This is a genomic window from Streptomyces sp. P6-2-1 (assembly GCF_050613165.1).
In the GTDB taxonomy this organism is placed as follows: Bacteria; Actinomycetota; Actinomycetes; order Streptomycetales; family Streptomycetaceae; genus Streptomyces.
In genome coordinates, this window is record NZ_CP192513.1 from 4,934,440 (window position 1) to 4,957,657 (window position 23,218).

Sequence of the window (23,218 nt, forward strand, 5' to 3'; positions counted from 1 at the left end):
GGGATCATGAGCACCACCCCCACCGGGGCCGACGACGCGGTCGGCGCCGTCCGCGCCCACGTCACCGCGCACCGCGCCGCCTTCCTCGACGACCTCGCCGCCTGGCTGCGCATCCCCTCCGTGTCCGCGCAGCCCGAACACGCCGCCGACGTCCGCCGCAGCGCCGAGTGGCTCGCCGCCCAGCTGCGCGCCACCGGCTTCCCGACCGTCGAGATCTGGGAAACCCCCGGCGCCCCCGCCGTCTTCGCCGACTGGCCCGCCGAGGAACCCGAAGCGCCCACCGTCCTCGTCTACGGGCACCACGACGTCCAGCCCGCCGAACGCGCCGACGGCTGGCACTCCGAGCCCTTCGCACCCGAGACCCGCGAAGGCCGCCTCTACGCGCGCGGCGCCGCCGACGACAAGGGCCAGGTCTTCTTCCACACCCTCGGCCTGCGCGCCCACCTCGCCGCGACCGGGCGCACGAGCCCCGCCGTGCACCTCAAGTTCCTGATCGAGGGCGAGGAGGAATCGGGCTCCCCGCACTTCCGCGCCCTCGTCGACGACCGCGCGGCCCGCCTCACCGCCGACGCCGTCCTCGTCTCGGACACCGGCATGTGGAACGAGGAGACTCCCACCGTCTGCACCGGGATGCGCGGCCTCGTCGACGGCGAACTCGTCCTGCGCGGCCCGGACCAGGACATCCACTCGGGCTCCTTCGGCGGCGCCGTCCCCAACCCGGCCACCGTCCTCGCCCGGATCGTCGCCGCGCTCCACGACGAGAACGGGCACGTCGCGATCCCCGGCTTCTACGAGGGCGTGACGCCGCTCAGCGACCGCGAGCGCGCGCTCTTCGCCGAGCTGCCCTTCGACGAGGAAGCCTGGCTGCGGACCGCCTTCTCGCACGCCACCGCCGGTGAATCCGGTCACACGACGCTGGAGCGGATCTGGGCCCGCCCGACCGCCGAGGTCAACGGCATCGGCGGCGGCTACCAGGGCGCGGGCAGCAAGACGATCATCCCGTCGTCGGCCTTCGCGAAGCTCACCTTCCGCCTCGTGGACCGGCAGGACCCCGCCGCCGTCGAGCAGGCGGTGCGCGCCTTCGTCGAGGCCCGCGTCCCGGCGGGCATCCGCGCCGAACTCACCTTCGGCGGCGCCACCAGGCCCTGCCTCACCCCGCTCGGCCACCCCGCGCTCGCGGCCGTCGTCGAGGCGATGGAGACCGCCTTCGAGCAGCCCGTGCGCCTCACCCGCGAAGGCGGCTCGGGACCCGCGGCCGACCTCGCCGAGGTCACCGGCGCCCCCGTCCTCTTCCTCGGCATCTCCGTCCCCTCGGACGGCTGGCACGCCCCCGACGAGAAGGTCGAACTCGACCTCCTCCTCAAGGGCGCCGAGGCGGCCGCGCACCTGTGGGCAGGACTCGCCCCCCGACTGCGCGAGGCACACTGAGAAGAACAGCAGCAGCGGCACCACCACCGACGACGCACCCTAGGGGGAGTGGGAAGCACCCGTGACCACCCGGAACGACCAGACCACTGAGCACGGCACGGAGCACGGCACCGCGTACGGCACCGCGTACGGCACGGAGCACGGCATCGCGCACGACCTCGCCGAGCGTCCCATCCCGCTCACCGCACCCAGTGGCATCGACCGCGCCGCACACCACCGCCTCGACGAGGCGTGGCTCGCCGCCGCGTGGAGCCATCCCCGTACCCGGGTCTTCGTCGTCTCCGGCGGACAGGTCCTCATCGACGAGAACGAGGCGGGGATCACCGAACTGGTGACGACCCCGAGCTTCGAGGCCCCGCTCACCGAGTCGCACCGCTACTTCCTCGGTACCGACGAGGACGGCGTGAGCTACTTCGCGCTCCAGAAGGACAGCCTCCCGGGACCCATCGACCAGTCCGCGCGCCCGGCCGGGCTCCGCGAGGCGGGGCTGCTCCTCTCGCCGCGCGAGGCGGGGCTCATGGTGCACGCCGTGGCCCTGGAGAACTGGCAGCGCATGCACCGCTTCTGCTCGCGCTGCGGCGAACGCACCTCGATCGCGGCCGCCGGGCACATCCGCCGCTGCCCCGCGTGCGGGGCCGAGCACTACCCGCGCACCGACCCGGCGGTCATCATGCTCGTCACCGACGACAAGGACCGCGCGCTCCTCGGCCGTCAGGTGCACTGGCCCGAGGGCCGCTTCTCGACCCTCGCGGGCTTCGTCGAACCGGGCGAGACGATCGAGGCGGCGGTGCGCCGCGAGGTGCACGAGGAGGCGGGCATCCCGATCGGGCACGTCGAGTACGTGGCCAGCCAGCCCTGGCCCTTCCCCTCCAGCCTCATGCTCGGTTTCATCGCGCACGCCACCTCGGCGGACATCACCGTCGACGGCGAGGAGATCGAGGAGGCCCGCTGGTTCTCGCGCGAGGAACTGCGCGAGGCGATGGAGGCGGGCAAGGTCCTGCCGCCCTTCGGCGTCTCGATCGCGGCCAGGCTCATCGAGCTGTGGTACGGGAAGCCGCTGCCGAAGCCGGTGTGACGGGCCGGGGCCCGCAGGCAGCGGGTTCGCGGGCCGGGGTTTCCCGGGCCGGGGCCTCGCGGGCGGGGGTTCGGCGCGGCGGGTCTCGCGGGTGGCGGTTCGGTGTGCGGCGGGTCTCGCGGGTGGCGGTTCGGTGTGCGGCGGGTCTCGCGGGCGCCGTTCAGCGTGCGGCGGGTCTCGCGGGCGGCGGTTTTCGGCCGACGGAAGCGGGGAGCCCGCCGCAAGGGCGGCCCGGGCAGGAAGTGCCGCGCGCACGGACCGGGCCCACGGAAGGGGGGCCCGACCGGATCGCTCCGGTCGGGCCCCCCTTCCGTGGGCCGCGCGTCCCGCTCAGCCCTGGAGGGCGAGCTTGACCTGGGCGAGCGAGGGGTTCGTCATGACCGCCTCGGTGCCCGTCCCGGCCTTCACCAGGACGGTCGGGACCACCTGGTTGCCGTTGTTGACCTTCTCGACGAACTCGGCCGAGGCCGGGTCCTGCTCGATGTTGATCTCCTCGTAAGCGATGCCCTCGCGGTCCAGCTGGCTCTTCAGCCGCCGGCAGTAACCGCACCAGGTCGTGCTGTACATCGTCACAGTGCCCGACATGTTCCTCGTACTCCTTCGCCCCTCTGCGGACCCCGGGGCCCGCCGCGACGCGTTCTCCGTACGTCGCGCACTGGGGAAACGTAAGCCACGGGCCGGTCATTCCCGCACCCGAGCCGCCGATCATGTGCTCGTACGACCACGAGCGCCCCCTGTGGACAACCGCCGTCGCCCACCGCGGCCGACCTGAGAGCATGGCGGAGTGACAGCAGCACCGCAGGACTCCCTCTTCCCCCCGGTACCGGAATCCGCCGACGCCGTGCTCCACGGACTCGACCCGGAGCAGCGCGAGGTGGCCCTCGCCCTCACCGGGCCCGTCTGCGTCCTCGCGGGCGCCGGTACGGGCAAGACGCGCGCCCTGACCCACCGCATCGCCTACGGCGTCCGCACCGGGCGCTACAAGCCGGGCACCGTGCTCGCCGTCACCTTCACCCAGCGCGCCGCGGGCGAGATGCGCGGCCGCCTGCGCGAACTCGGCGCGCACGGCGTCCAGGCCCGCACCTTCCACTCAGCGGCCCTGCGTCAGCTCCAGTTCTTCTGGCCGAAAGTCGTCCAGGCCGACCCGCCCCGCCTCATCGACCGCAAGATCCCTCTCGTCGCCCAGGCCGCCGAGGCGTGCGGCCTGCGCCTGGAACGCACCGAGCTGCGCGACCTCACCGGCGACATCGAGTGGGCGAAGGCCACCCAGACCCTCCCCGACGACTTCGCCGAGGCCGTCGCCGCTGCCGGGCGCACGACGCACCGCGAGGCCCTGGAGACCGCCCGCGTCTACGCGCACTACGAGACCCTGAAGCGCGCGAGCGGCCGCATCGACTTCGAGGACGTGCTGCTCCTCACCATCGCGATCCTCCAGGACCGCGAGGACGTCGCCCAGCAGGTCCGCTCCCAGTACCGGCACTTCACCGTCGACGAGTACCAGGACGTCAGCCCGCTCCAGCAGCGGCTGCTGGACCTGTGGCTCGGCGAGCGCGACGACGTGTGCGTCGTCGGCGACGCGAGCCAGACGATCTACTCCTTCACCGGCGCGACCCCCGAGCACCTCCTCGGCTTCCCCGCCCGCCACCCCGACGCCACCGTCGTGCGCCTCGTCCGCGACTACCGCTCCACACCCCAGATCGTCCACCTCGCCAACAACCTCCTCTCGCACGCCACCGGACCCGCGGCCCGCCAGCGCCTCGAACTCGTCGCCCAGCGCCCCCCGGGACCCGTCCCCGAGTCCACCGAGTACGCCGACGAGGTCGCCGAGGCCGAGGACGTCGCCCACCGCGTCCGCGCCCTCGTCGCCGAGGGCGTCCCCGCCGCGGACATCGCCGTCCTGTTCCGTACGAACGGCCAGAGCAACCTCTACGAGCAGGCGCTCGGCGACGCGGGCGTCCCCTACCGGCTGCGCGGCGCCGAGGCGTTCTTCGACCGGCCCGAGATCCGCTCGGCGGTCAGCGCGGTGCGCGCCGCCGCGCACAGCGGCGCCAATGACACCGCGCTCGACCTCAGCGCCCCGCTGGCCGAACAACTGCGGCGCGTCCTCGTCTCGCACCGCCTGTGGACCGCGCAGCCGCCGACGGGCTCGGGTGCCGTACGCGAACGCTGGGAATCCCTCGCCGCCCTCGTCCGCCTCGCCGAGGAACTCGCCCGCGCCCGCCCCGGCGCCACCCTCACCGACCTCGCGGCCGAACTCGCGGACCGCCAGGCGAACCAGCACGCCCCGACCGTCGACGGCGTCACCCTCGCCTCGCTGCACGCCGCCAAGGGCCTCGAATGGGACGCCGTCTTCCTCGTCGGCCTCGCCGAGGGCATGCTCCCCATCACCTACGCGCAGACCGACGAGCAGATCGAGGAGGAGCGCAGGCTCTTCTACGTGGGCATCACGCGCGCCCGCAGCCGCCTCCACCTCTCCTGGGCCCTGTCCCGCACCCCGGGGGGCTGGGGCGGCCGCAAACCGAGCCGCTTCCTCGACGCCCTGCGCACCCCCGGCAGCGCCCGCCCGGCCACCTCCGACGCCCCGCGCCTGCGCACCGGACGGGGTGGGGACCGGCCCGCCCGCGACAGGAGAGCGGCCCGCGAGGCGGGGGAGCGGCCGCTGCCGCGCAGACGGGCCCCGGCCCGCTGCCGCGTCTGCGGCCGGACCCTCACCGAGGCCGGCGAAATGAAACTCATGCGCTGCGAGACCTGCCCGTCCGACATGGACGAGGGCGTCTACCAGCGGCTCCGCGACTGGCGCGGCGCGCGCGCGCAGGACCTCGGCCAGCCCGATTACTGCCTCTTCACCGACAAGACCCTCGTCGCCATCGCCGAGGCCGTCCCCGAGACGGAGGCCGAGCTGTCCCGCATCCCCGGGGTCGGCGCGCGCAAGTTCCGCCGCTTCGGCTCCGAGGTCCTCGCCATCTGCGCAGGTCAGGAGTGCGCCCCCGGCGCACAGGCGGACTGAGCCGAAGTCGTCGAAAAAATAGTTTGCGCCCGGCCCGACAATCCCCATAGGTTCTTAGGCACGGGAACGGACAGGCTCTCCGAAGCCCCCGCCCTGTGCTGTGCCAAACCCTTCGGGGGCTGTGTCCTTCGAAGAACGTGAATATTTCCACCGGACCACCGAGCACCACCGGTCCCCCGAGACGCCGAGAGGAGGCGATTCCAGTGAGCAGCTTCAACACGATCACGAAACTGACCGCACCGACGGTCGTCGCCTCCCGTTCCCTCAGCATCTCGGTCCTGGGCACCGGACTGTCCGGTGTTTCCGGTCTCTCGGCGTTCTCCTTCCCTGGCCTGTCCTTCGGGCGGCCCGAGGAGAAGAAGCGCGATGAGCGACCGACCCAGGCACCGGCAGCAGTAGTGACGGAACAGGCGCACGCCTATCCGATCGCGGCAGCCGGTGCCGGAAACCCGATGACGCAGCACCACACGATGTGGGCCTTCCGTGGGCTCGAACCCTGGAGTGATCCCGTCTGACCACGTCAGACAGGTGCCTTCAGGGCCGCGGACCCCACTCGGGACCGCGGCCCTTTTGTTTTGCCCTCTTTCTCAAGAGAGGACGGGACGGAGGGCGCCCGGGCAGCAGGAATCGGTACCCGACACCACCGGCCCACCAGGCCGGACCGACAGACGAGGAAGCAGAAACCGTGCAGACGACCAAGACGCACGTCCCGTCAGTACCGCCGTCACCCACCAGCCAGCCGCCCGGCCCTCCGGAGGACCACACCGTGACCCCGCTCACCCCGCTCACCGCTCTCGACGCCGCCATCGAGGGTCTCGACACCCCCGTTCCCTGCCGCGCCTACGACCCCGAGGTCTTCTTCGCCGAATCCCCGGCCGACGTGGAGTACGCCAAGTCGCTCTGCCGCACCTGCCCGCTCGTCGAGGCCTGCCTCGCCGGCGCCAAGGAGCGCCGCGAGCCGTGGGGCGTCTGGGGTGGCGAGCTGTTCGTCCAGGGCGTCGTCGTGGCCCGCAAGCGGCCCCGCGGCCGCCCGCGCAAGAACCCGGTCGTCGCATGAACATCACCGGAACCATCGATCGCCCCACCACGCACAACCCGCAGAAGCAGGACCCGATGAACCCGACCCCCGCGCAGCCCGCAGGGCTCGCCCTCAGCGAAGCAGCCCGTACCGGCCACCTGACCGGCACCGAGAACAGGACCCGAGAGATGCAACTCATCCCAGAAGCGCTGGCACGCGCGCATATGGACGAGCGCATGCGAGAGGCGGAGCACCAACGCCCCGCCACCCGCCTGCGCAACGCCCGCCGCCTCCAGCGCCACGCCGAACGCGCGACCCTGCGCGCCCGCCGCGCCCTGGCGCTGGCCGTCATGCAGTAGGCCGCTGAGCCCGGGCGGTATGCCGCCGCCCCGGCTCCGGTGAGCGCCTCGCGACGACATCCCGGCCCGGTACGCCTCCACGGAGGGTGCCGGGCCGGCCGCGTCCCGCGCGCGAGCTACTCGGCGCCCTCGTCCCCCGCCCCGGGCCCCTCCTCCGCCCCGGCCTCCTCCTCCGCCCAGAATCCCGGCAGTTCGCCCTCCGGGCAGTCGGCGGCGAAGCCCGGGAGCCAGTTCTCCAGCTCCTCGCGGAGCCGCACCCGCGCCCCGAGCTGACACAGCACACCGATCGTGCTGAGCGTCACGCGGTGGATCAGCAGATAGGCGGGCGGCAGATTGAGCTTGCGGCCCAAGTGGTGCGCGGGGGAGCGAGGATCGGCGATCCGGGCGGCCTGCCCCCGCAACCACTCCCGCGTGAAGCCGAACTCGTCCACGGCGGCGGGCTCGATCATCGGCCGCAGGAACTCCAGGACCGCCCGCTCGTCCAGCTCCACCTTCTCCCGGATGAAGCCCTCCGCACGCAGCGAGGCGTGCACCTCCTCCGCCTCCTCGGCGAGACCGAGCCGCAACGACCGCCCGATGATCGAAGGAAGCCCACCGGGCAGCCGGTCCACCGTCCCGAAGTCGAGCACGGCGAGCCGCCAGCCCTCCTCGCCGTCCTCCCCGGCACTCGGCAGCAGCCGGAAGTTCCCCGGGTGCGGGTCCGCGTGCAACAACCCCGTACGGGCCGGGCCGCAGAACAGGAAGTGCGCGAGCAACTGCCCCGCCCTGTCCCGCTGTTCCGGCGTACCCGAGGCGATCACCTCGGCCAGCGGCACTCCCTCCACCCACTCCGTCACCAGCACCTCCGGCCCCTGGTGCACGACCCGTGGCACGAACACGTCGGGATCGCCCGCGAACTCCTCCGCGTGCGCCTGCTGCGCCGCCGCCTCCAGCCCGTAGTCCAGCTCCTCGGCCACCCGCGCGCGCAACTCCGCGACGAGCGGCTTGATGTCGATGCCCGGCACGACGGGCCCGAGCACCCGCGCCACCATCCCGAGCTGCGCGAGATCCCCGAGCAGGGCCCGCCCGGCGCCCGGGTACTGCACCTTCACCGCGACGGCCCGCCCGTCGTGCCACACGGCCCGGTGCACCTGCCCGATCGACGCGGCGGCCGCCGGCTCCTCGTCGAACGACCGGAAGAGGTCCCGCCAGTCCTCACCGAGCCGCTCCGCGAGCAATCCCCGCACCGTCGCCACCGGCATCGGCGGCGCCGCCTCCTGAAGCCGCGTCAGTGCCGCCCGGTAAGGGCCCGCCAGCTCCTCGGGAAGCGCCGACTCGAACACCGAGAGCGCCTGCCCGAACTTCATGGCGCCGCCCTTGAGTTCCCCCAGCACCTTGAACAACTGCTCAGCCGTCCGCTGCTGCACCTCCCGCCCCACCAACTCGGCCGAAGCGCCCCCGATCCGCCGCCCGAGCCCCCACGTGGCCCGCCCCGCGAACCCGAGCGGCAGCGTCGCAAGCTTCGCCGTCCGCGTCACCGCCTTCCGAGGAACCTCCGACATACGCCCTCCACTCCGCCCACGCCGCACCGCACGACGCCCACCGCCATTGTCCCCCGCACCCCCCGAACCGCCCCGGCCCCCAACCTCGTTGCCCCCACCGCCCCTTCCCCGGAGCCCACCCGCCGACGCGCCCCCTCGGCCGAGCCGACCGCCTCGTACGGCCGGCTCGGCCGAGGCCGGGGCGGCTCGGCCGAGGACAGGTGGGCCGCCCGCCCTGTGCGACGGGCGCGGCCGAGCGCAGGCGAGCTGACCCTCTCGAACGGCTGCTACGGCTGGTACGGCTGGCCGCTCGACGATGCCTCGCGCGTCCCCCGCCCTGGTGGGCCGCGCCTCCGCCCGCTGCGACCACGCCAAGGGGGCGCGGTACGGGGGCCCGGACCGCAGGTCGGTGGTTCGGGGGCCGATCGCAGGTCGGTGGTTCCGGGGAACAGACCGGGCTCCCGCGATGGTGCGGGGGCCGGACCGGCGGCGTGATCGCGGTGTCGGGGCATCGGGGTATCGATGTGACCGGTCCGCCTGGCTCCTGCGCCGCCCGGGGGCTCCGGCGCCGCCCCGGGCGCTTGGCCCCGTCGCTCGGTCGCCGTGCCGTGTCGAGGCCCGGTCGGCTCGGGGTGTGTGGTCATGTCCGGTGGGTGGCCGACCTCCGTGTGGGCTTCCCCGGGGTCCTCGCCAGGGTGGCCGATTCCTGCCCGGTCCGCGGAGCGGGGTGGGGCGCCCCGGGGGTGGTGGGCGTCCGGGGAACGGCGGAAGGTACTGGGTCCCAGGCGTCCGCCGATCCGGCTCCGCAGGGGCAGTCGGGGTGGGTGGGCAGGTGGTGGCGGGTCCAGGCCAGCGTCGGCAGGGTGGTCTCCCAGCGTTCGCCGACCGTGGTCGGGAGGTGGCCGTCGATGAGGCTCAGCGCGTGGCTCGCGGTGAGGGCGGCGACGGTGGTCGCGAGGGCCAGGTCGACCGGTTCGACGCGGTGGGCACGACCGGAGCGCCACTGGGCGAGGAGACGCGCGTGTCCCGCCTCCCGCTCGACACGATGGCGTTCCAGGCAGCCCGCGCAGGCCGTGCGGCCGGGGAGAACGAGGGGACCCACGAGACCTGTGGTCTCGACGACCCCCGCGTACAGGTGCGGGGTGCCGCCCGCGATCAGGGGTTCGGCAAGCTCCGGGTCCGGGGCGTGCACGGACACTGCCTCGCGCGGGGCGAGGACGACGAGGTCGGGCGGCGGTGCCTCGCCGAGCCGCCCGGCCACCGGATCGGGCCGCGAGCGGCGCCGTCCGCTCGGGGCCGATTCGCTCACGAGCCGCCGCGCGGCCTCCGCCCTGCGCGTGCCGACCGCGCTCGGCGGCAACCCGGCCGGGGACACGTCCGCCGGTTCCACCCGGCCTCCGTCCATCACCTCCACGCTCCCGACACCCGCCGCCGCGAGCAGAGCGGCGACCGCGGCCCCGACCCGCCCCGCGCCCCGGACCAGGACCCGCGCACCCGTCCGCGCCGCCAGTGCCTCCACCGCACCCGCCGGTCGCCGGTCGAGCAGCGCGAGCGAGGCGAGATCGGGCCGCAGGCGGTCCATCAGCTCCGCGTCCTGGCGGACCGCGCGCGCCGCCTCACCCCCGCCGGTGGCATCCTCCAGGAGCCCGCTGCACGCGAGCGTGTCCAGGAGCCGGTTCACGTCTGCGGGCGTGAGCCCGTTCCGTGCGCCCTCCGCGTACAGCAGGGGCATCCCGCGCGTACCGTCGAGCAGCCTCAGCAGGCTCGCCGAGCCGGGGTCGAGGGGCCCGAGCACCGAGGCGTGGGCCCGCGTGATCCCGAACTGCACCGTCCCCAGGTCCCGCCATGCCCGCCGCAACGCGGGCTTGACCGCAGGATGCGCGAACGGGGGAGCGGGTGGCGCCTGCGGACGCCCGTACGAGGGCAGGGGCGGCCGCCCCACCGCGGGCGGCGGCACCGTCGGACCGGAACGCGCCGAGCCGGCCTCGGGCCAGCCCCGCGCGGGCGCCGCCTGCCTCCGTACGGCGCCCGTCCCGCTCCGTACCACCCCGGCAGGTACCTCCGTCCCCGCGCGTACCGCTCCGGCGGCCTGCGCCGCGGCGGCGGGGGTCCTGTCCGCACGATGCCGTCCCGAACCCTGCAATCCCAGGCCGAGGCCCCGTCGGCGTCCCGCCTCCCGGCCGCCGCCACCCGCCCCTGCCACGGGCCGCACCCGCCCCGTACCCGCACCTGCCGCCGTACCCGCACTGGAGAGCGCTCCCGTACCGGACACCGCTCCCGTACCGGACACCGCTCCCGCCACCGCACGCACCATCGCGCCTCACACCTTTCGTCTTTCGTCCCGGTTGTCGCCCTCCGGCCGGGGACAGAGCTGTCCCGTAGCGGACGGCAGTCACGATGCGTTGGCGCTCCGTGACCGTTGAGACCATCCTGCGGGAGAGCGCAAATCCAGGGCCGAGAGTTATCCACAGATGGCGGCGTTCGTCGTATGAATGCGGGGAGAGGCAGGGGTGTCGAGGAAGCGGAGCGTGTGAGGGCGCGGTGCCGGGAGCGTCCGGAGGCGGGACGTCCGGGGCGCTGAGCGGGTAACGTCGAGGAATGTCCGCCGATCCCCTGAACCGGGCGAGCGACGGCGTCCGGCACGCTCCCGGACAGTCGCAGCCCGCGCGCACCGACGTGGAGGTGCGCCGCAGCGCCCGCAGGCGCCGCACGGTCTCCGCGTACCGCGAAGGCGACCGCACCATCGTGCTCATCCCGGCACGGATGTCGGCCGCCGAGGAGCAACGCTGGGTGACGAAGATGCTCGACCGGCTCGCCGCGCAGGAGAGCAAGCGGCGGCTCGGCGACACCGAGCTGACGGAGCGCGCCGCGCAGCTGTCGCGTCAGTACCTCGACGGCCGCGCACGCCCTGACACGGTCCGCTGGGTCACCAACCAGAACACCCGCTGGGGCTCCTGCACGCCGGCCGAGGGCAGCATCCGCTTGTCGCACCGTCTCCAGGGCATGCCCGAGTACGTCATCGACTACGTCCTTCTCCACGAACTCGCGCACCTCCTCGTCCCCGGCCACGGCGCACGCTTCTGGGCGCTGCTGGAGGCCTATCCGCGCACGGAACGCGCGCGCGGCTTCCTGGAGGGCGTCGTCGCGGGCCGCACCCTCCCTCACGCCGTCCCGGAAACCCCGGCGGCGCCGGACACGACCGACTGATCCGCCCGGCGGACGCCCCGAGGTGCACGGCGGGTTGCCAGCGCGCGGATGCCGGTGCCCGCGCTCCCGTACTGCCACGCGCGCCGTTTCGCGCGCTACCCGCCTCCGCCTCACGTGTCGTCGTGCGCATGCTCGTCGTGGGTGGCAGCGGTTTCGTCGGTTCCGTACTCGTGCGGCGCGCGGCTGCCGAGGGGCACGCGACGCACGCGACGTACCGCGGCGGACTGCCGCCCGCCGTACCCGGTGTCGTCGGGCACGCGCTCGACCTGCGCGACGGCGCGGCGATCGACCGGCTCGTCGACGCGGTGGCGCCGCGGGTCGTGGTCAACGTGAGCAGCGGCGGCGCCGACCGGACCGTCACGGCCGAGGGCGCCGGGCGGCTCGCCCTGGCGGTGGCGCGCCGTGGCGCCCGCCTCGTCCATGTCTCCAGCGACGCCGTCTTCTCCGGCGGGCTCCCGGCGTACGCGGAGCATCACGCGCCCGATCCCGTGACGCCGTACGGCGCGGCGAAGGCGGCCGCGGAAACGGTGGTGCGGCTCGTCGCGCCTGACGCGGTCGTGGCCCGTACGTCACTCGTCATCGGCGACGCGGGGCGGCCGTCGGAGCACGAGCGCCTCGTTCACGCGCTGGCCGGGGACGGCGGGGCACGCTGTGGACGGACGACGTGCGGTGTCCTGTGCACGTGACGGACCTGGCGGCGGCGCTGTGCGAACTCGCCGAAGGGGACTGTGGGGGCGTCGTGCACCTGGGCGGCGCGGAGGCGCTGAGCCGGTACGAACTCGGGACGCTCCTCGCGGAACGGGACGGGCTCGACGCCGGGGCGCTGCGGGCGGGCAAGCGCCCCTCGGGGCCCTCGGTGATCCGTCTCATCGCCGGTGCGGAGACGCGACGCGCGGTACGGACCCGGCTGCGCGGGGCGCGTGAGTTCCTGTCAAGCGGGCGCCCCGACACGGAGCGAACCGGGAATTCGCGCCACCCTGACGGGTGAGGCGGTGTGCGGGTTTCCCCGAGTTGTCCACAGATTCGGGGGGATTGGTGGGGGTTGGGGGTGGGGTGGGGGAGGATGGTATTGGGGTCGCCCCCCGGGAGGGAGGGGGCTGTCCTGGGCCGGGCGGGCGGACGGGCGGGCGGGCGGGCGGACGCACGGACAGGCGTACAGGCCCACAGTTCACAGGCGGACGCGGCACCGGCTTCCTCTTCTTCCTCCCCCTGGTGGCGGGCGCTGTCCTCAGCCAGGCGCACGGGCGTATGCGCCACCGCTTCCCTCCCGCGTCCCTCCCCCTGGAGGAGCCCGCAGTCCCCGCCCAAGCACGCTCACGAACGCGGCACCATCTCCCCCCGTCCCCGGCGAGAGGGCGCTGCCCCCCCGCCGTGCACACGGGCAGACACAGCACCAGCCGCCGCAACACCACCCCACCCGTCACCCCTCACCCGTCACCCCTCACCCGTCCTCCCTCCCCACACCCCGCCGCCCCCGCCGCGCGCGCCGCCCGCATCCTCCGCCCCCGCACCCCCCGCTCCCGCACCCTCCCCCCCCCCCCCGCACCCGCCGCACCCCCCGCCCCCGCACTCACTCACCCTCCCCCCGCACACCCACCCCGCCCCCAAACCTCGGCACCGACCCGCCGAGCGGTTAGCCTGGCCGCCGCACCCTCTCTTTCCGGCCGGGCGTGCGTGCCCTTTCGGCCGGGGGCCGCGTGCACGGTTTTTCGTGACGCGGCGGTGGGAGGGCGGCGCGGCCTCGTACCGTACGGAACCAGCCAAGTCCGTAGGTGCGGACGGGGTCGTGTCGGCGCGGCACGGTGAACGACACGGCGAGATCTACGGGATGGGGGGCGGTCAGCGGGTATGTCCAGGGAATTCCAGCGTGGCCACAAAGCGCGTATCAGTGACCTCACAGCGGGGACGGATCTGTACATCGGGGTGCGGATCGGCGGCCCCGGGCTCACCTTCGACATCAGTTGCTTCGGGCTCGATGCCGAGGAGACGCTCTCCGACGACCGGTACTTCATCTTCTTCAACCAGCCGAAATCCCCCGAGGAGTCCCTACAGCTCCTCGGCCCGCAGGCCGGTGACACCGAGTCGTTCCGGGTGACGCTCGACCGGGTGCCCGAGCAGATCAGGAAGCTCTCCTTCACCGCGACCATCGACGGCGACGGCCAGATGTCGCAGGCCGGGCCCGGCTATCTGCGGATCGTCGCCGGGGGAGAGGAGGTCGCCAGGTACTCCTTCACCGGCTCCGAGTTCAGCACCGAACGTGCCGTGATGGTCGGCGACCTGTACTACAAGGACGGCTGGCGTTTCGCCGCCGTGGGCCAGGGCTTCGACGGCGGACTGGCGGCGCTGCTGCGCAACTTCGGCGGCGAGGTCCTGGAGGAGGAAGAGGCCCCGGCCGAGGTCCCCGCCCAGCAGCAGCCCCCCGCCTTCGCCCCGCCCCCCTTCGCACCCCCCGCCACCCCCGAGCCGGAGCCGCAGCCGCAGCCGACGGCGGCCCCCCAGTCCTACGCGGCCCCCCTCGCCACACCCGCCCCGCCCCCGGCACCCGCCCCGGCCCCTTTCGCCCCTCCCGCTCCCCCACCCCCCGCCCCCCAACCCCCCGACGTCCACGCCGCCCCCACCGTCGTCGCCCCCCTGTCCCCGCCCCCGGCGGCCCCCGCCCCCCCGCAGCCTCCCCTTCGCCCAGCCGGGCCCCCCGCCCGGCTACCCGCAGCCCCCCGCCCCGGCCCCGCCGGCGCCACCCGTGCCCCCCACCGCCGACGGCTACCACGCGCCCCCCTTCGGCGCGGCCCCGCCCGCCCCGGGCGGCCCCGGAGCGCCCGGCTTCCCCGGCGCCCCGCAGCCCGCCCAGCCCATCCCCGACGACACCTCGCCCAAGGGCGTCGCCGTCAACCTGGAGAAGTACCGCGAGGTCCCCACGGGCCGCCGCTGGACGCAGCAGAACCACAAGCTCGTCCGCGTCGACCTCGGCGAGGACGGCAGCCCCGTGCTCGCCCGCCAGGGCAGCATGGTGCTCTACCAGGGCAAGGTGGACTTCAGCTACAAGGGCGCCGGTTTCAAGGGCCGCATCGTCGGCAATGTGACGGGCCAGGAGCTCCAGCTCATGCGCTGCACGGGCAAGGGCCAGGTCTTCTTCGCCGAGGACGAGGCCCACCTGCACCCCATCGAGCTCCAGGGCGACGCGATCTGCGTCTCCGCCGAGTCCGTCCTCGCCTTCGACGAATCCCTCCAGCGCGAGGTCCGCCGCATCGACGGCAACGGTCTCCCCGGCGGCTCGCTCTTCACGATGCAGTTCCAGGGCACCGGCACCGTGATCGTCAAGACGCACGGCACCCCCGTCGTCCTCCCGGTCACCCCGACCACCTTCGCCGACGCCAACGCCGTCGTCGCCTGGTCGGCGGCCTCGCAGGTCGTCCTCTCCAGCCAGGTCCGCCTGCGCCGCAACGCCTACCCGGGCCACAGCGGCGAGTCGGTCAACCTCCAGTTCCGGGGCGCGCCGGGCAACTTCATCGTTGTCCAGCCGTACGAGATCTGAAGCCCGCCAGAGACCACGAGAGACAAGGCAAGCGCATGATGCAGCAGCACCTCGCGGGCTTCGCCGCGACCCCCGTGCAGGCCCGGATGGACACGCACGGCCACCACATCGCCAAGATCGCCATGAGCAGCGGCCGCGACCTCTTCGCCCGCTCCGGCTCGATGATCGCCTACGAGGGCTTCATCCAGTACGAGTCCAACCCGACCACGGTGCGCCAGCTCGCCGGGGGCTGGCTCACCGGCGAGGGCGCCCCGCTCATGAAGTGCAGCGGCGACGGACTGCTCTACCTCGCCGACTACGGCGCCGACGTCGTCGTCCTCAACCTCGGCGGCGAGAGCATCTCCGTCAACGGCACCAACATCCTCGCCTTCGACGCGCACCTCCAGTGGGGCGTCGAACGCGTCAAGGGCCTCGCCAAGTTCGCTGGACAGGGCATGTTCAATGTCACCGTCGGCGGGGACGGCTGGATCGCGCTCACCTCGCGCGGCACGCCGATCGTCGTCGACTGCGGGCGCGGCGACGACGAGACGTACGTCGACCCGGACGCGCTCGTCGCCTGGTCCCCGAACCTCAAGGTCAAGGGCAAGCGCAGTTTCAAGGCCGGATCGATGATCGGCCGCGGCAGCGGCGAGGCCTACCAGATGGCCTTCTCGGGGCAGGGGATCGTCGTCGTCCAGCCCAGCGAGGACAGCACCGACCGGCTCCGTATCCGGGGCTGAGGGGGAACACCGACATGCAGAGCCCGCTCTTCGCACACACCGAACAGCAGACCCAGGAGCGATGGACGCTCCAGAACCCGCAGCTCCTGCGCATCGCGCTCGCCGGGCACGAGGACGTCCTCGCCCGCAAGGGCGCGATGGTCGCCTACCAGGGACTCATGGAGTTCGACGGCGAGTACCAGAGCGCGGGACAGCGTCACTCCCGCCGCATGACGGGCGAAGGACTCGACCTCATGCGCTGCACGGGCCAGGGGACGGTCTTCCTCGCGAACCTCGGCCAGTACCTGCACATCCTCGACGTCGACCACGAGGGCCTGACCGTCGACAGCGCCTACGTCCTCGCCCTCGACTCCGCGCTGCACACCGAGGTCATCGCCGTCGACAGCCAGTACGGCATCTCCGGCTCGGGCAAGTACCAGCTCAACCTCACCGGCACGGGCAAGGTCGCCCTCATGACCTCCGGCACCCCGCTGCTCCTCCAGGTCACCGGGCAGAACTACGTCAACGTCGACTCCGACGCCGTCGTCGCCTGGAGTACGTCCCTGCGCGTGCAGATGCAGTCCCAGACCCAGTCCAGCGGCGTCTTCCGCCGCCGGGGCAACACGGGCGAGGGCTGGGAGCTGAGCTTCCTCGGCCAGGGCCACGTGCTCGTCCAGCCCAGCGAGATGCTCCCCCCGCAGAACGCCGGCCTCGCGGGCATCGGCGGCCAGTACGGCGTCCGCCAGAACCAGGGCAACGCCTGGGAGTGACAGCGACGGCCGGGCAACGGCCTCCACCGGCGGTACGGACACGGGCGCAGGGGTCCCCAGGACACAGGCGCACAGCACCACGGGTACGGGCGCGCCGCCCCGACGGCGGTACGGGTACGGGGCGCCGCCCCGACGGCGGTACGGGCACGGGGCGCCGCCCCACGTGAGGCCGGCCTCCGCGCCCCGTACCGCCGCAGGCCCGTACGTGTACCGCCGCTGGCCCGTACGTGCCGGGGCCCGTACCGTCCCGGCTCAGACCCCCAGCGTCTCCCGCGCCGCCTCCACGAGCAGCGCCACCGACGAGTCGCCGACCTCCGCCGCCTCCGCGTAGCCGAACCAGCGCAGGTCGAGTGACTCGTCGCTGATCCGGGCCGCCGCGGCGCCCTGCGCGAGGGCCACGTACTGCACGTCGAAGTGCTGCGTGCACGGGCCCGGGATGGCGTGCCGGTCGAGGCGGACCGGGCCGCCCGGGTGCAGTTCGAGGGCCCCGATACCGGATTCCTCACGCGCCTCGCGCAGCGCGGCCTCCGCGAGCGAGACATCGCCCGGCTCGCAGTGGCCGCCCATCTGGAGCCACATCCGCAGCTTGCGGTGGAGCGTGAGCAGCACCTCACCGCGCTCCGGGCACACCACGAGCGCGCTCGCCGTCACATGCCCGGCGCCGCACGACTTCCACATGCCGTCGTCCGGGTGCGCGTCGAGGTGCGCGAGGTAGGCGTCCCGCAGCTCCGGCTGCCCCGCGTACCGCTTCAGGACGCCGTACGCGTCCCCGTGCAGACTCACGCGCCGGAACCCCGTCCCTCGTCGTCGTCCCGCGAGTCGTCCCCCGCCTCGTCCTCGGCGTCCGGGCCGTCCTTCTTCCTCAGGTCCGGGTGGTCCTGGCCCTTGCCCGACGCCGCCTCGCCGAGCATCTTGTCCAGCTCGGAGAAGTCCAGCTGCTCGCGGTGGACGAAACCGTCCGGGTCGTCCAGGTCCTCCGCCGTCGGCAGCATGTCCGGGTGCGCCCACAGGCCGTCCCTGCCGTCCACGCCGCGCGCGTCGGCGAGCGAGGCCCACAGCCGCGAGGCGTCCCGCAGCCTGCGCGGACGCAGCTCCAGACCGATCAGCGTCGCGAAGGTCTGCTCGGCCGGGCCGCCCGATGCCCGCCGCCTGCGCAGCGTCTCGCGCAGCGCGTCCGCCGAGCCCAGGCGGGGCTTCGCCGCCGCGTGCACGACCGCGTCGACCCAGCCCTCGACAAGCGCGAGCGCCGTCTCCAGACGCGCGAGCGCCGCCTTCTGCTCCGGCGTGTCCTGCGGCTGGAACATGCCCGACTGGAGCGCTTCCTGGAGCTGCTCCGGGTTCGACGGGTCGAGATTGCCGACCGCGTCCTCCAGCTTCGACGTGTCCACCGTGATGCCGCGCGCATAGCCCTCGACCGCGCCGAACAGGTGCGAGCGCAGCCACGGCACGTGCGCGAAGAGCCGCTGGTGGGCGGCCTCACGCAGCGCGAGATACAGCCGCACCTCGTCCTTGGGCACGCCGAGGTCCTTGCCGAAGACCTCGATGTTGAGCGGCAGCAGCGCCGCCTTGCCCGCCGGGCCGAGCGGAAGGCCGATGTCCGTCGAGCCGACGACCTCGCCCGCGAGCTGCCCCACGGCCTGCCCGATCTGCGTGCCGAACATGGCCCCGCCCATCGAGCGCATCACGCCGAGCAGCGGGCCCGCCATCGCCTGCATCTCCTCGGGCAGGACCTGGCCCATCGCCGTCCCGACCCGCTCGGCGACCGGGTCCACGAGGTCCTTCCACACCGGCAGGGTCGCCTCGACCCACTCGGCGCGGCTCCACGCCACCGCCGAGCCCGCCCCGCTCGGCAGCGAGGTCGCGTCGTCGAGCCACAGATCGGCCAGGCGCACCGCCTCCTCGACGGCCGCGCGCTCGGCCGGGCCCACGCTCTGGTCCTTCGTGCCGTCGGACGTGCCCTGCGAGACCGTCTGGCGGGCGATCTGCTTGGCCATGTCCCAGTTCACCGGGCCGCCGTCGAAGCTCAGCATCTGCCCGAGCTGCTGGAAGGCGGCGCCCAGGTCGTTCGGCCCCATCGAGCCGAAGAGCGCGGCGAACGGGTTGTCCCCGCCCGCGCCCCCGGGCAGGCCGAAGCCGAACGGGTTGCCGGCCCCGGAGCCCTGGGACCCGCCGGTGCTGTCCTTCTTCTTGCCTTCGTCGCCGTCGTCCGGCTCCTCCGGCGGAAGGCCGAATCCGAATGGGTTGTCACTCACGGGTTTCCTCGGCTGTTAGGGCCACCGGCACGAGTCCGGCGGCGGCTGCCCCCTGGGGGTGCGGGCATGTCGCGTACGTACCACCCAGCGTAGACACCGGGACCGGCTCGGGGCTCGGTGCTCCGCCGACGCGCTGCCTGCGGCAGGATGGACGCCACCTGGTACGTACGCGTCATGCCCGTACGTACGACAGACAACCGCTGGAGACGCCTGGTGAGTTCCCCAGATCCGCAGGTTCGCGCAGCGCGAAACCCGTCAGGGTCCGCAGCGCGCGGTCCCGTCGTCGCCGTCACCGGCGCCGCCACGGGCATCGGAGCCCTTCTCGTCGAGCGCCTCGTGGCCTCCGAGGCCATCGGCCGGGTCCTCGCGATCGACGAGAAGCGCGGTGAGAACGCCGAGGCCACCTGGCACACGCTCGACGTGCGCGACCCCGCACTCGCCGAGAAACTGCGCGGCGCCGACGTCGTCGTGCACCTCGCCGTCGACCTGGACCTGGAGACCGAGCCCGCCGCGCGCACCGCCTACAACGTGCGCGGCACCCAGACCGTGCTGACCTGCGCGGCGGCCGCAGGGGTGCACCGCGTCGTGCTGTGCACCTCCGCGATGGTCTACGGGGCGCTCCCCGACAACCCGCTGCCGCTCGCCGAGGACGCCGAGCTGAAGGCGACAGCGGAGGCCACAGGCGTCGGCGACCTCCTGGAGATCGAACGCCTCGCCCGCCGCGCCCCGCGCGCCCACCCCGGGCTCAACGTCACCGTGCTCCGCCCCGCCGTACTCGTCGGCGGCACCGACACGGCCCTGACCCGTTACTTCGAGTCCCCTCGCCTCCTCGTCGTCGCGGGGTCCCGGCCCGCCTGGCAGTTCTGCCACGTCGACGACCTCGTCAGCGCCCTGGAGTACGCGGTCCTGGAGAAGGTCGAAGGGGATCTCGCGGTCGGCTGCGACGGCTGGCTCGAACAGGAGGAGGTCGAGGAGCTGAGCGGCATCCGCCGCATGGAACTCCCCTCCGCCGTCGCTCTCGGCGCCGCTGCCCGCCTGCACCGCATCGGCCTCACCCCCTCCCCGGCGGGCGACCTCGCCTACACGATGAATCCGTGGGTCGTCAGCGGCAGCCGCCTCCACGACGCGGGCTGGCGCCCCGCCTGGACCAACGAGGAGGTCCTGGCGGAGCTGCTCGAAGAGGTCGCCGGGCGCCGTACGGTCGCCGGGCGGCGCCTGGGCCGCAAGGACGCGACGGCCGCGGGCGCCGCCGGGGCGACGGTCGCGCTGCTCGGCACCGCCGCGCTCGTCCGCAGGGCCAGGAAGGCGCGGCGCCGCATCTGACCGCGGCCCGAAGGAATCCGCGCCGCGATACGACACCATGAGGACATGACCGACACCGATCCGATCAAACTCCTCGCCATCCGTGACACGCCGCTCTCCGTCGACGAGGTCTTCGCCGCCGTCGGGGACGACGCGGCGGGCGGTACCGCGCTCTTCGTCGGTACGGTGCGTGACCACGACGGGGGCGAGGACGTGGCCTCGCTCAGCTACTCCAGCCACCCGAGCGCGCAGGCCGAGCTGCGACACGTCGCTGAGAAGGTCGCCGCCGACTTCCCGGTACGGGCCCTCGCCGCCGTGCACCGCGTCGGGGATCTCGTGATCGGGGACCTCGCCGTCGTCGTCGCCGTCTCCTGCCCGCACCGCGCCGAGGCCTTCGCCGCCTGCCGCCGCCTCATCGACGACCTCAAGCACGAGGTGCCCATCTGGAAGCACCAGCGCTTCACCGACGGCCGCGAGGAGTGGGTCGGCGCCTGCTGACCGCCCCGCTCCACGCGTCCGTGGGCTCCGCGCGTCCGTGGGCTCCGCGCGTCCGTGGGCTCCGCGCGCCGGGAATCTCCTCCGGTTGCGTAACCGCACCCCGCCAGCGAGCGTTGCACTGGCAGCTGGTTAATCTGCTGATCAGCCAGTAGGTGACGCAGTCGGGGAGACGGAGGCCGGCGTGGACGCACTCCTGTGGTTGCTGATTCCGCTTGTGGCAGCCGTGGGCGCGGGGCTGTGGGCCACGTGGGCCGCGCGCACCCGCAGGACGGGCGACGGCCCCGAGCTGGCCGGGTACGAGAAGTTCCGCGCCGCGATGGAGAAGCAGGGTGCGGCCCGCGCCGCCAGGGAAGAGCCCGCCGAGAGCGCCTGAGCCGGGCCCGAGCCGGGCCGTTCTCACCCGTTCGCCGAGCCACGAGGGCCCGGGCGTGCGCACACAGGGCCGTCCCGTACTGTCGTGCCATGCCGCGCCGTACCGTGACCCTCCTCACCTCGACACTCGTCCTCGTCGCACTCCTGTGCGCGGGCGTGCTGATCCCGGTCCCGTACGCGGAGATGTCGCCGGGCCCCACCGTCAACACGCTCTCCGACCACGACGGCGAGCCGGTGCTCCAGATCTCGGGGCGCAAGACCTACGAGGCGAGCGGCCACCTCAACATGACCACGGTGCGCGTCACGAGCCCCGACTACCGGATGAACCTCCCCGAGGCGGTCTGGGGCTGGCTCTCGGGCGACTCGCTCATCGTCCCGCACGACAACCTCTACCCCAAGGGGACGACCGAGGAGCAGTCGACGAAGGAGAACGCCGAGGAGTTCTCGCAGTCGCAGGAGAGCGCCAAGGTCGCGGCGCTGCGGCAACTGAAGATCCCCGTCTCCTCACGCATCGTCGTCGCCGCCGTCACCAAGGACAGCCCCGCCGAGGGCAAGCTGCACGCGGGCGATGTCATCGAGAGCGTCGACGGGACGAAGGTCAAGGAGGCCGACGACGTCGCCAAGGCCGTCACCAAGCACAAGGTCGGCGAGCGGGTCCGCTTCTCCGTGATCCCCGCGGCGAAGGCCGCGGCGGCCGAGAAGCGGCACGAGGAGCCCGGCGGCGCGCGCGAGGTCACCGTCACGACCGTCCGCTCGGGCAAGGACCAGGGCCCCAGCCGCCCCATCGTCGGTATCCAGGCGGCGGTCGACCACACGTTCCCGTTCTCCATCGACATCAAGCTCGCCGACGTCGGCGGCCCCAGCGCCGGGCTCATGTTCGCCCTCGGCCTCGTCGACAAACTCACCCCCGGCGATCTCACGGGCGGCAAGTTCGTCGCGGGCACGGGCACGATCGAGGACAACGGGAAGGTCGGCGCGATCGGCGGCATCGGCATGAAGACGGTCGGCGCACGCCGCGCCGGAGCCCAGTACTTCCTCACCCCCGCCGACAACTGCGCCGCGGCGAGCGAGGACACCCCCGACGGGCTCACCCTCGTCAAGGTGCGCACGATCGGCGACGCCGTGAAGGCCCTCGACAAGATCCGCGCGGGCAGGACGGGCGACCTGCCCTCCTGCGCCAAGAGCTGACCGGTCCGCGTCCGGGCGCGCCGTTGAGGCCCCTCGCGGGCACGGAAAAGGGGCGGGCCCGTCGCGGGCCCGCCCCTGCGTCGTACGCGGCTCAGGCGGCGTCCGTACGGGCCGGGGGCCACGCCCCGCCCCCGTACGCCGCGTACGCCGCGAACGCTCCTACGCCGCGAACGCTCCTACGCCGCGAACGCTCCTACGCCGCGTACGCGCCCCCGGCTACGCCGCGAACGTCGCCTCCAGTGCCTGCGCGAGACCCGGCACCAGGTCAGCGCCCGTCAGGACATCCAGCTCGGAGTCCTTCTCGCGCAGCCGCAGCGCCGACTCGCGGCCCCCGTCGCGCAGTACGGCGACGGTCATCCTGACCTCCTGCCGCTCCGGGTGCTGGGCGACCCACGCGGCGAGCCCGGCCTCGTCGAGGTTCTCAGGGACGCTCGCCTCGGCGGACGGCGGCAGCATGAGGCGCTCGATCGTGAGCGCGCAGCCGGCGACCGCGTCCGGCCAGCCGATCGTGGCGAGGAACTCATCGAGCGGGACGTCGGCGGGGACCTCCTCCTGCTCGACCGGGGTCAGCGTCCCTGCCGCCGCCTCCTCCGCGAGCCCGAGCCGCTCGGCGAGTTCGGGTTCCTCGGCGCGCAGCCGGCCCGTGTCGACGAGGGCGAAGAGCCGGGCCGGCTGGTCCCAGCCGAGACCGGCCGCATAGGTATCGATCTCCAGTACGGCACGGGTGAGGGGGGTCGCTGCGGGTGGGGGGCTGGCGGGGGAATCTTTGGACATGGGCAATATCCTGCCCTCTTCAGGGGCCAGGACGGGAACTGAGTAAAGCTTCGTTAAGTTGCATGGGTGTGGGACTCGCCGCGTGAGCCCCATAAATGGGGCGAATCAGGCTCAATCGGTTAGCCGACCGGGTCCGTGACACCCCGCCGAACCCACGCGGCAGCATCACGCCTACCGACCGACCACCACCACAGCGAACTTCGAGGTGCGCACCTTGG

General features: G+C 73.5%; 21 protein-coding genes and 1 pseudogene. 16 read left to right on the forward strand and 6 right to left on the reverse strand.

The genetic code is table 11. From position 1 onward, the window contains the following. Nucleotides 1-6 precede the first annotated feature (6 nt). On the forward strand, nt 7-1,428 hold the full coding sequence (locus ACQYWQ_RS21170) for a dipeptidase (RefSeq protein WP_431036643.1): 1,422 nt from the start codon (nt 7-9) through the stop codon (nt 1,426-1,428). A 145-nt stretch (nt 1,429-1,573) separates the two neighbouring features. Next, a complete protein-coding gene (nudC, locus tag ACQYWQ_RS21175; protein ID WP_431039280.1) occupies nt 1,574-2,503 on the forward strand; it encodes an NAD(+) diphosphatase in 930 nt (309 codons plus the stop codon). 330 nt (nt 2,504-2,833) lie between these two features. Here the strand turns inward: nudC and ACQYWQ_RS21180 are convergent, their stop codons facing one another. Then, nucleotides 2,834-3,088: a mycoredoxin gene (locus tag ACQYWQ_RS21180; protein WP_431036644.1), complete on the reverse strand. Its 255-nt coding sequence runs from the start codon at nt 3,086-3,088 to the stop codon at nt 2,834-2,836. 199 nt (nt 3,089-3,287) lie between these two features. On the opposite strand from ACQYWQ_RS21180, the gene ACQYWQ_RS21185 reads away from it, so the two are divergent. From ACQYWQ_RS21185 to ACQYWQ_RS21200, 4 genes are all read left to right on the forward strand, one after another. Continuing rightward, on the forward strand, nt 3,288-5,510 hold the full coding sequence (locus ACQYWQ_RS21185; RefSeq protein ID WP_431036646.1) for an ATP-dependent DNA helicase UvrD2: 2,223 nt from the start codon (nt 3,288-3,290) through the stop codon (nt 5,508-5,510). Nucleotides 5,511-5,713: 203 nt separating this feature from the next. After that, a complete protein-coding gene (locus ACQYWQ_RS21190) occupies nt 5,714-6,025 on the forward strand; it encodes a hypothetical protein (RefSeq protein ID WP_431036647.1) in 312 nt (103 codons plus the stop codon). 170 nt (nt 6,026-6,195) lie between these two features. Then, entirely contained in the window at nt 6,196-6,567 is a 372-nt protein-coding gene (locus ACQYWQ_RS21195; RefSeq protein WP_164281913.1) for a WhiB family transcriptional regulator, read from the forward strand. Continuing rightward, a complete protein-coding gene (locus ACQYWQ_RS21200) occupies nt 6,564-6,887 on the forward strand; it encodes a hypothetical protein (protein WP_431036648.1) in 324 nt (107 codons plus the stop codon). The genes ACQYWQ_RS21195 and ACQYWQ_RS21200 overlap by 4 nt, the downstream gene beginning before the upstream one ends. A 116-nt stretch (nt 6,888-7,003) precedes the next feature. Here ACQYWQ_RS21200 and ACQYWQ_RS21205 read toward each other — a convergent pair whose 3' ends face one another. Next, nucleotides 7,004-8,428: an ABC1 kinase family protein gene (locus tag ACQYWQ_RS21205; protein WP_431036649.1), complete on the reverse strand. Its 1,425-nt coding sequence runs from the start codon at nt 8,426-8,428 to the stop codon at nt 7,004-7,006. 619 nt (nt 8,429-9,047) lie between these two features. Beyond that, entirely contained in the window at nt 9,048-10,721 is a 1,674-nt protein-coding gene (locus ACQYWQ_RS21210) for a TOMM precursor leader peptide-binding protein (RefSeq protein WP_431036650.1), read from the reverse strand. Between the two features lie 284 nt (nt 10,722-11,005). Here ACQYWQ_RS21210 and ACQYWQ_RS21215 point away from each other — a divergent pair, with 284 nt between their 5' ends. The 6 genes and pseudogenes from ACQYWQ_RS21215 to ACQYWQ_RS21240 all read left to right on the forward strand — a co-directional run bounded on the left by ACQYWQ_RS21215 (nt 11,006) and on the right by ACQYWQ_RS21240 (nt 16,614). After that, a complete protein-coding gene (locus ACQYWQ_RS21215; protein ID WP_431036651.1) occupies nt 11,006-11,614 on the forward strand; it encodes a M48 metallopeptidase family protein in 609 nt (202 codons plus the stop codon). 128 nt (nt 11,615-11,742) lie between these two features. Next, complete coding sequence (locus ACQYWQ_RS21220; protein WP_431039281.1) at nt 11,743-12,300, forward strand: sugar nucleotide-binding protein; 558 nt, start codon at nt 11,743-11,745, stop codon at nt 12,298-12,300. After that, nucleotides 12,297-12,602, forward strand: coding sequence for a hypothetical protein (locus ACQYWQ_RS21225; RefSeq protein WP_431036652.1), 306 nt, complete (start codon nt 12,297-12,299; stop codon nt 12,600-12,602). The genes ACQYWQ_RS21220 and ACQYWQ_RS21225 overlap by 4 nt, the downstream gene beginning before the upstream one ends. A gap of 860 nt (nt 12,603-13,462) precedes the next feature. Beyond that, nucleotides 13,463-15,146, forward strand: a pseudogene (locus tag ACQYWQ_RS21230) (TerD family protein). A gap of 38 nt (nt 15,147-15,184) precedes the next feature. Next, a complete protein-coding gene (locus ACQYWQ_RS21235; RefSeq protein WP_431039282.1) occupies nt 15,185-15,865 on the forward strand; it encodes an AIM24 family protein in 681 nt (226 codons plus the stop codon). 14 nt (nt 15,866-15,879) lie between these two features. Continuing rightward, entirely contained in the window at nt 15,880-16,614 is a 735-nt protein-coding gene (locus ACQYWQ_RS21240) for an AIM24 family protein (protein WP_431036653.1), read from the forward strand. A gap of 252 nt (nt 16,615-16,866) precedes the next feature. Here the strand turns inward: ACQYWQ_RS21240 and ACQYWQ_RS21245 are convergent, their stop codons facing one another. Continuing rightward, nucleotides 16,867-17,397: an NUDIX hydrolase gene (locus tag ACQYWQ_RS21245; protein WP_431036654.1), complete on the reverse strand. Its 531-nt coding sequence runs from the start codon at nt 17,395-17,397 to the stop codon at nt 16,867-16,869. Beyond that, nucleotides 17,394-18,866, reverse strand: a complete 1,473-nt coding sequence (locus tag ACQYWQ_RS21250; protein ID WP_431036655.1) for a zinc-dependent metalloprotease — start codon at nt 18,864-18,866, stop codon at nt 17,394-17,396. Before ACQYWQ_RS21250 ends, ACQYWQ_RS21245 begins: the two co-directional genes overlap by 4 nt. Nucleotides 18,867-19,079: 213 nt before the next feature. Between ACQYWQ_RS21250 and ACQYWQ_RS21255 the strand changes: the two genes are divergently transcribed. The 4 genes from ACQYWQ_RS21255 to ACQYWQ_RS21270 all read left to right on the forward strand — a co-directional run bounded on the left by ACQYWQ_RS21255 (nt 19,080) and on the right by ACQYWQ_RS21270 (nt 22,226). Continuing rightward, on the forward strand, nt 19,080-20,189 hold the full coding sequence (locus ACQYWQ_RS21255; RefSeq protein ID WP_431036656.1) for an SDR family oxidoreductase: 1,110 nt from the start codon (nt 19,080-19,082) through the stop codon (nt 20,187-20,189). 45 nt (nt 20,190-20,234) lie between these two features. Further along, nucleotides 20,235-20,666, forward strand: coding sequence for a molybdenum cofactor biosynthesis protein MoaE (locus ACQYWQ_RS21260; RefSeq protein WP_431036657.1), 432 nt, complete (start codon nt 20,235-20,237; stop codon nt 20,664-20,666). Between the two features lie 181 nt (nt 20,667-20,847). Continuing rightward, nucleotides 20,848-21,039, forward strand: a complete 192-nt coding sequence (locus ACQYWQ_RS21265; protein ID WP_431036659.1) for a hypothetical protein — start codon at nt 20,848-20,850, stop codon at nt 21,037-21,039. An 89-nt stretch (nt 21,040-21,128) separates the two neighbouring features. Further along, on the forward strand, nt 21,129-22,226 hold the full coding sequence (locus tag ACQYWQ_RS21270; RefSeq protein ID WP_431036661.1) for a YlbL family protein: 1,098 nt from the start codon (nt 21,129-21,131) through the stop codon (nt 22,224-22,226). A gap of 216 nt (nt 22,227-22,442) precedes the next feature. Here ACQYWQ_RS21270 and ACQYWQ_RS21275 read toward each other — a convergent pair whose 3' ends face one another. Next, nucleotides 22,443-23,000, reverse strand: a complete 558-nt coding sequence (locus tag ACQYWQ_RS21275) for a PPA1309 family protein (RefSeq protein ID WP_431036662.1) — start codon at nt 22,998-23,000, stop codon at nt 22,443-22,445. Nucleotides 23,001-23,218 lie beyond the last annotated feature (218 nt).

What these genes read in the sequence shown, in the direction of transcription:
- ACQYWQ_RS21270 (WP_431036661.1), top strand. Translation starts at nt 21,129, where the DNA reads ATGCCGCGCCGTACCGTGACCCTCCTCACCTCGACACTCGTCCTCGTC.
- ACQYWQ_RS21215 (WP_431036651.1), top strand. Translation starts at nt 11,006, where the DNA reads ATGTCCGCCGATCCCCTGAACCGGGCGAGCGACGGCGTCCGGCACGCT.
- ACQYWQ_RS21240 (WP_431036653.1), top strand. Translation starts at nt 15,880, where the DNA reads ATGCAGAGCCCGCTCTTCGCACACACCGAACAGCAGACCCAGGAGCGA.
- ACQYWQ_RS21275 (WP_431036662.1), bottom strand. Translation starts at nt 23,000, where the DNA reads ATGTCCAAAGATTCCCCCGCCAGCCCCCCACCCGCAGCGACCCCCCTC.
- ACQYWQ_RS21210 (WP_431036650.1), bottom strand. Translation starts at nt 10,721, where the DNA reads ATGGTGCGTGCGGTGGCGGGAGCGGTGTCCGGTACGGGAGCGGTGTCC.
- ACQYWQ_RS21235 (WP_431039282.1), top strand. Translation starts at nt 15,185, where the DNA reads ATGCAGCAGCACCTCGCGGGCTTCGCCGCGACCCCCGTGCAGGCCCGG.
- ACQYWQ_RS21220 (WP_431039281.1), top strand. Translation starts at nt 11,743, where the DNA reads ATGCTCGTCGTGGGTGGCAGCGGTTTCGTCGGTTCCGTACTCGTGCGG.
- ACQYWQ_RS21170 (WP_431036643.1), top strand. Translation starts at nt 7, where the DNA reads ATGAGCACCACCCCCACCGGGGCCGACGACGCGGTCGGCGCCGTCCGC.
- ACQYWQ_RS21260 (WP_431036657.1), top strand. Translation starts at nt 20,235, where the DNA reads ATGACCGACACCGATCCGATCAAACTCCTCGCCATCCGTGACACGCCG.
- ACQYWQ_RS21180 (WP_431036644.1), bottom strand. Translation starts at nt 3,088, where the DNA reads ATGTCGGGCACTGTGACGATGTACAGCACGACCTGGTGCGGTTACTGC.
- ACQYWQ_RS21205 (WP_431036649.1), bottom strand. Translation starts at nt 8,428, where the DNA reads ATGTCGGAGGTTCCTCGGAAGGCGGTGACGCGGACGGCGAAGCTTGCG.
- ACQYWQ_RS21200 (WP_431036648.1), top strand. Translation starts at nt 6,564, where the DNA reads ATGAACATCACCGGAACCATCGATCGCCCCACCACGCACAACCCGCAG.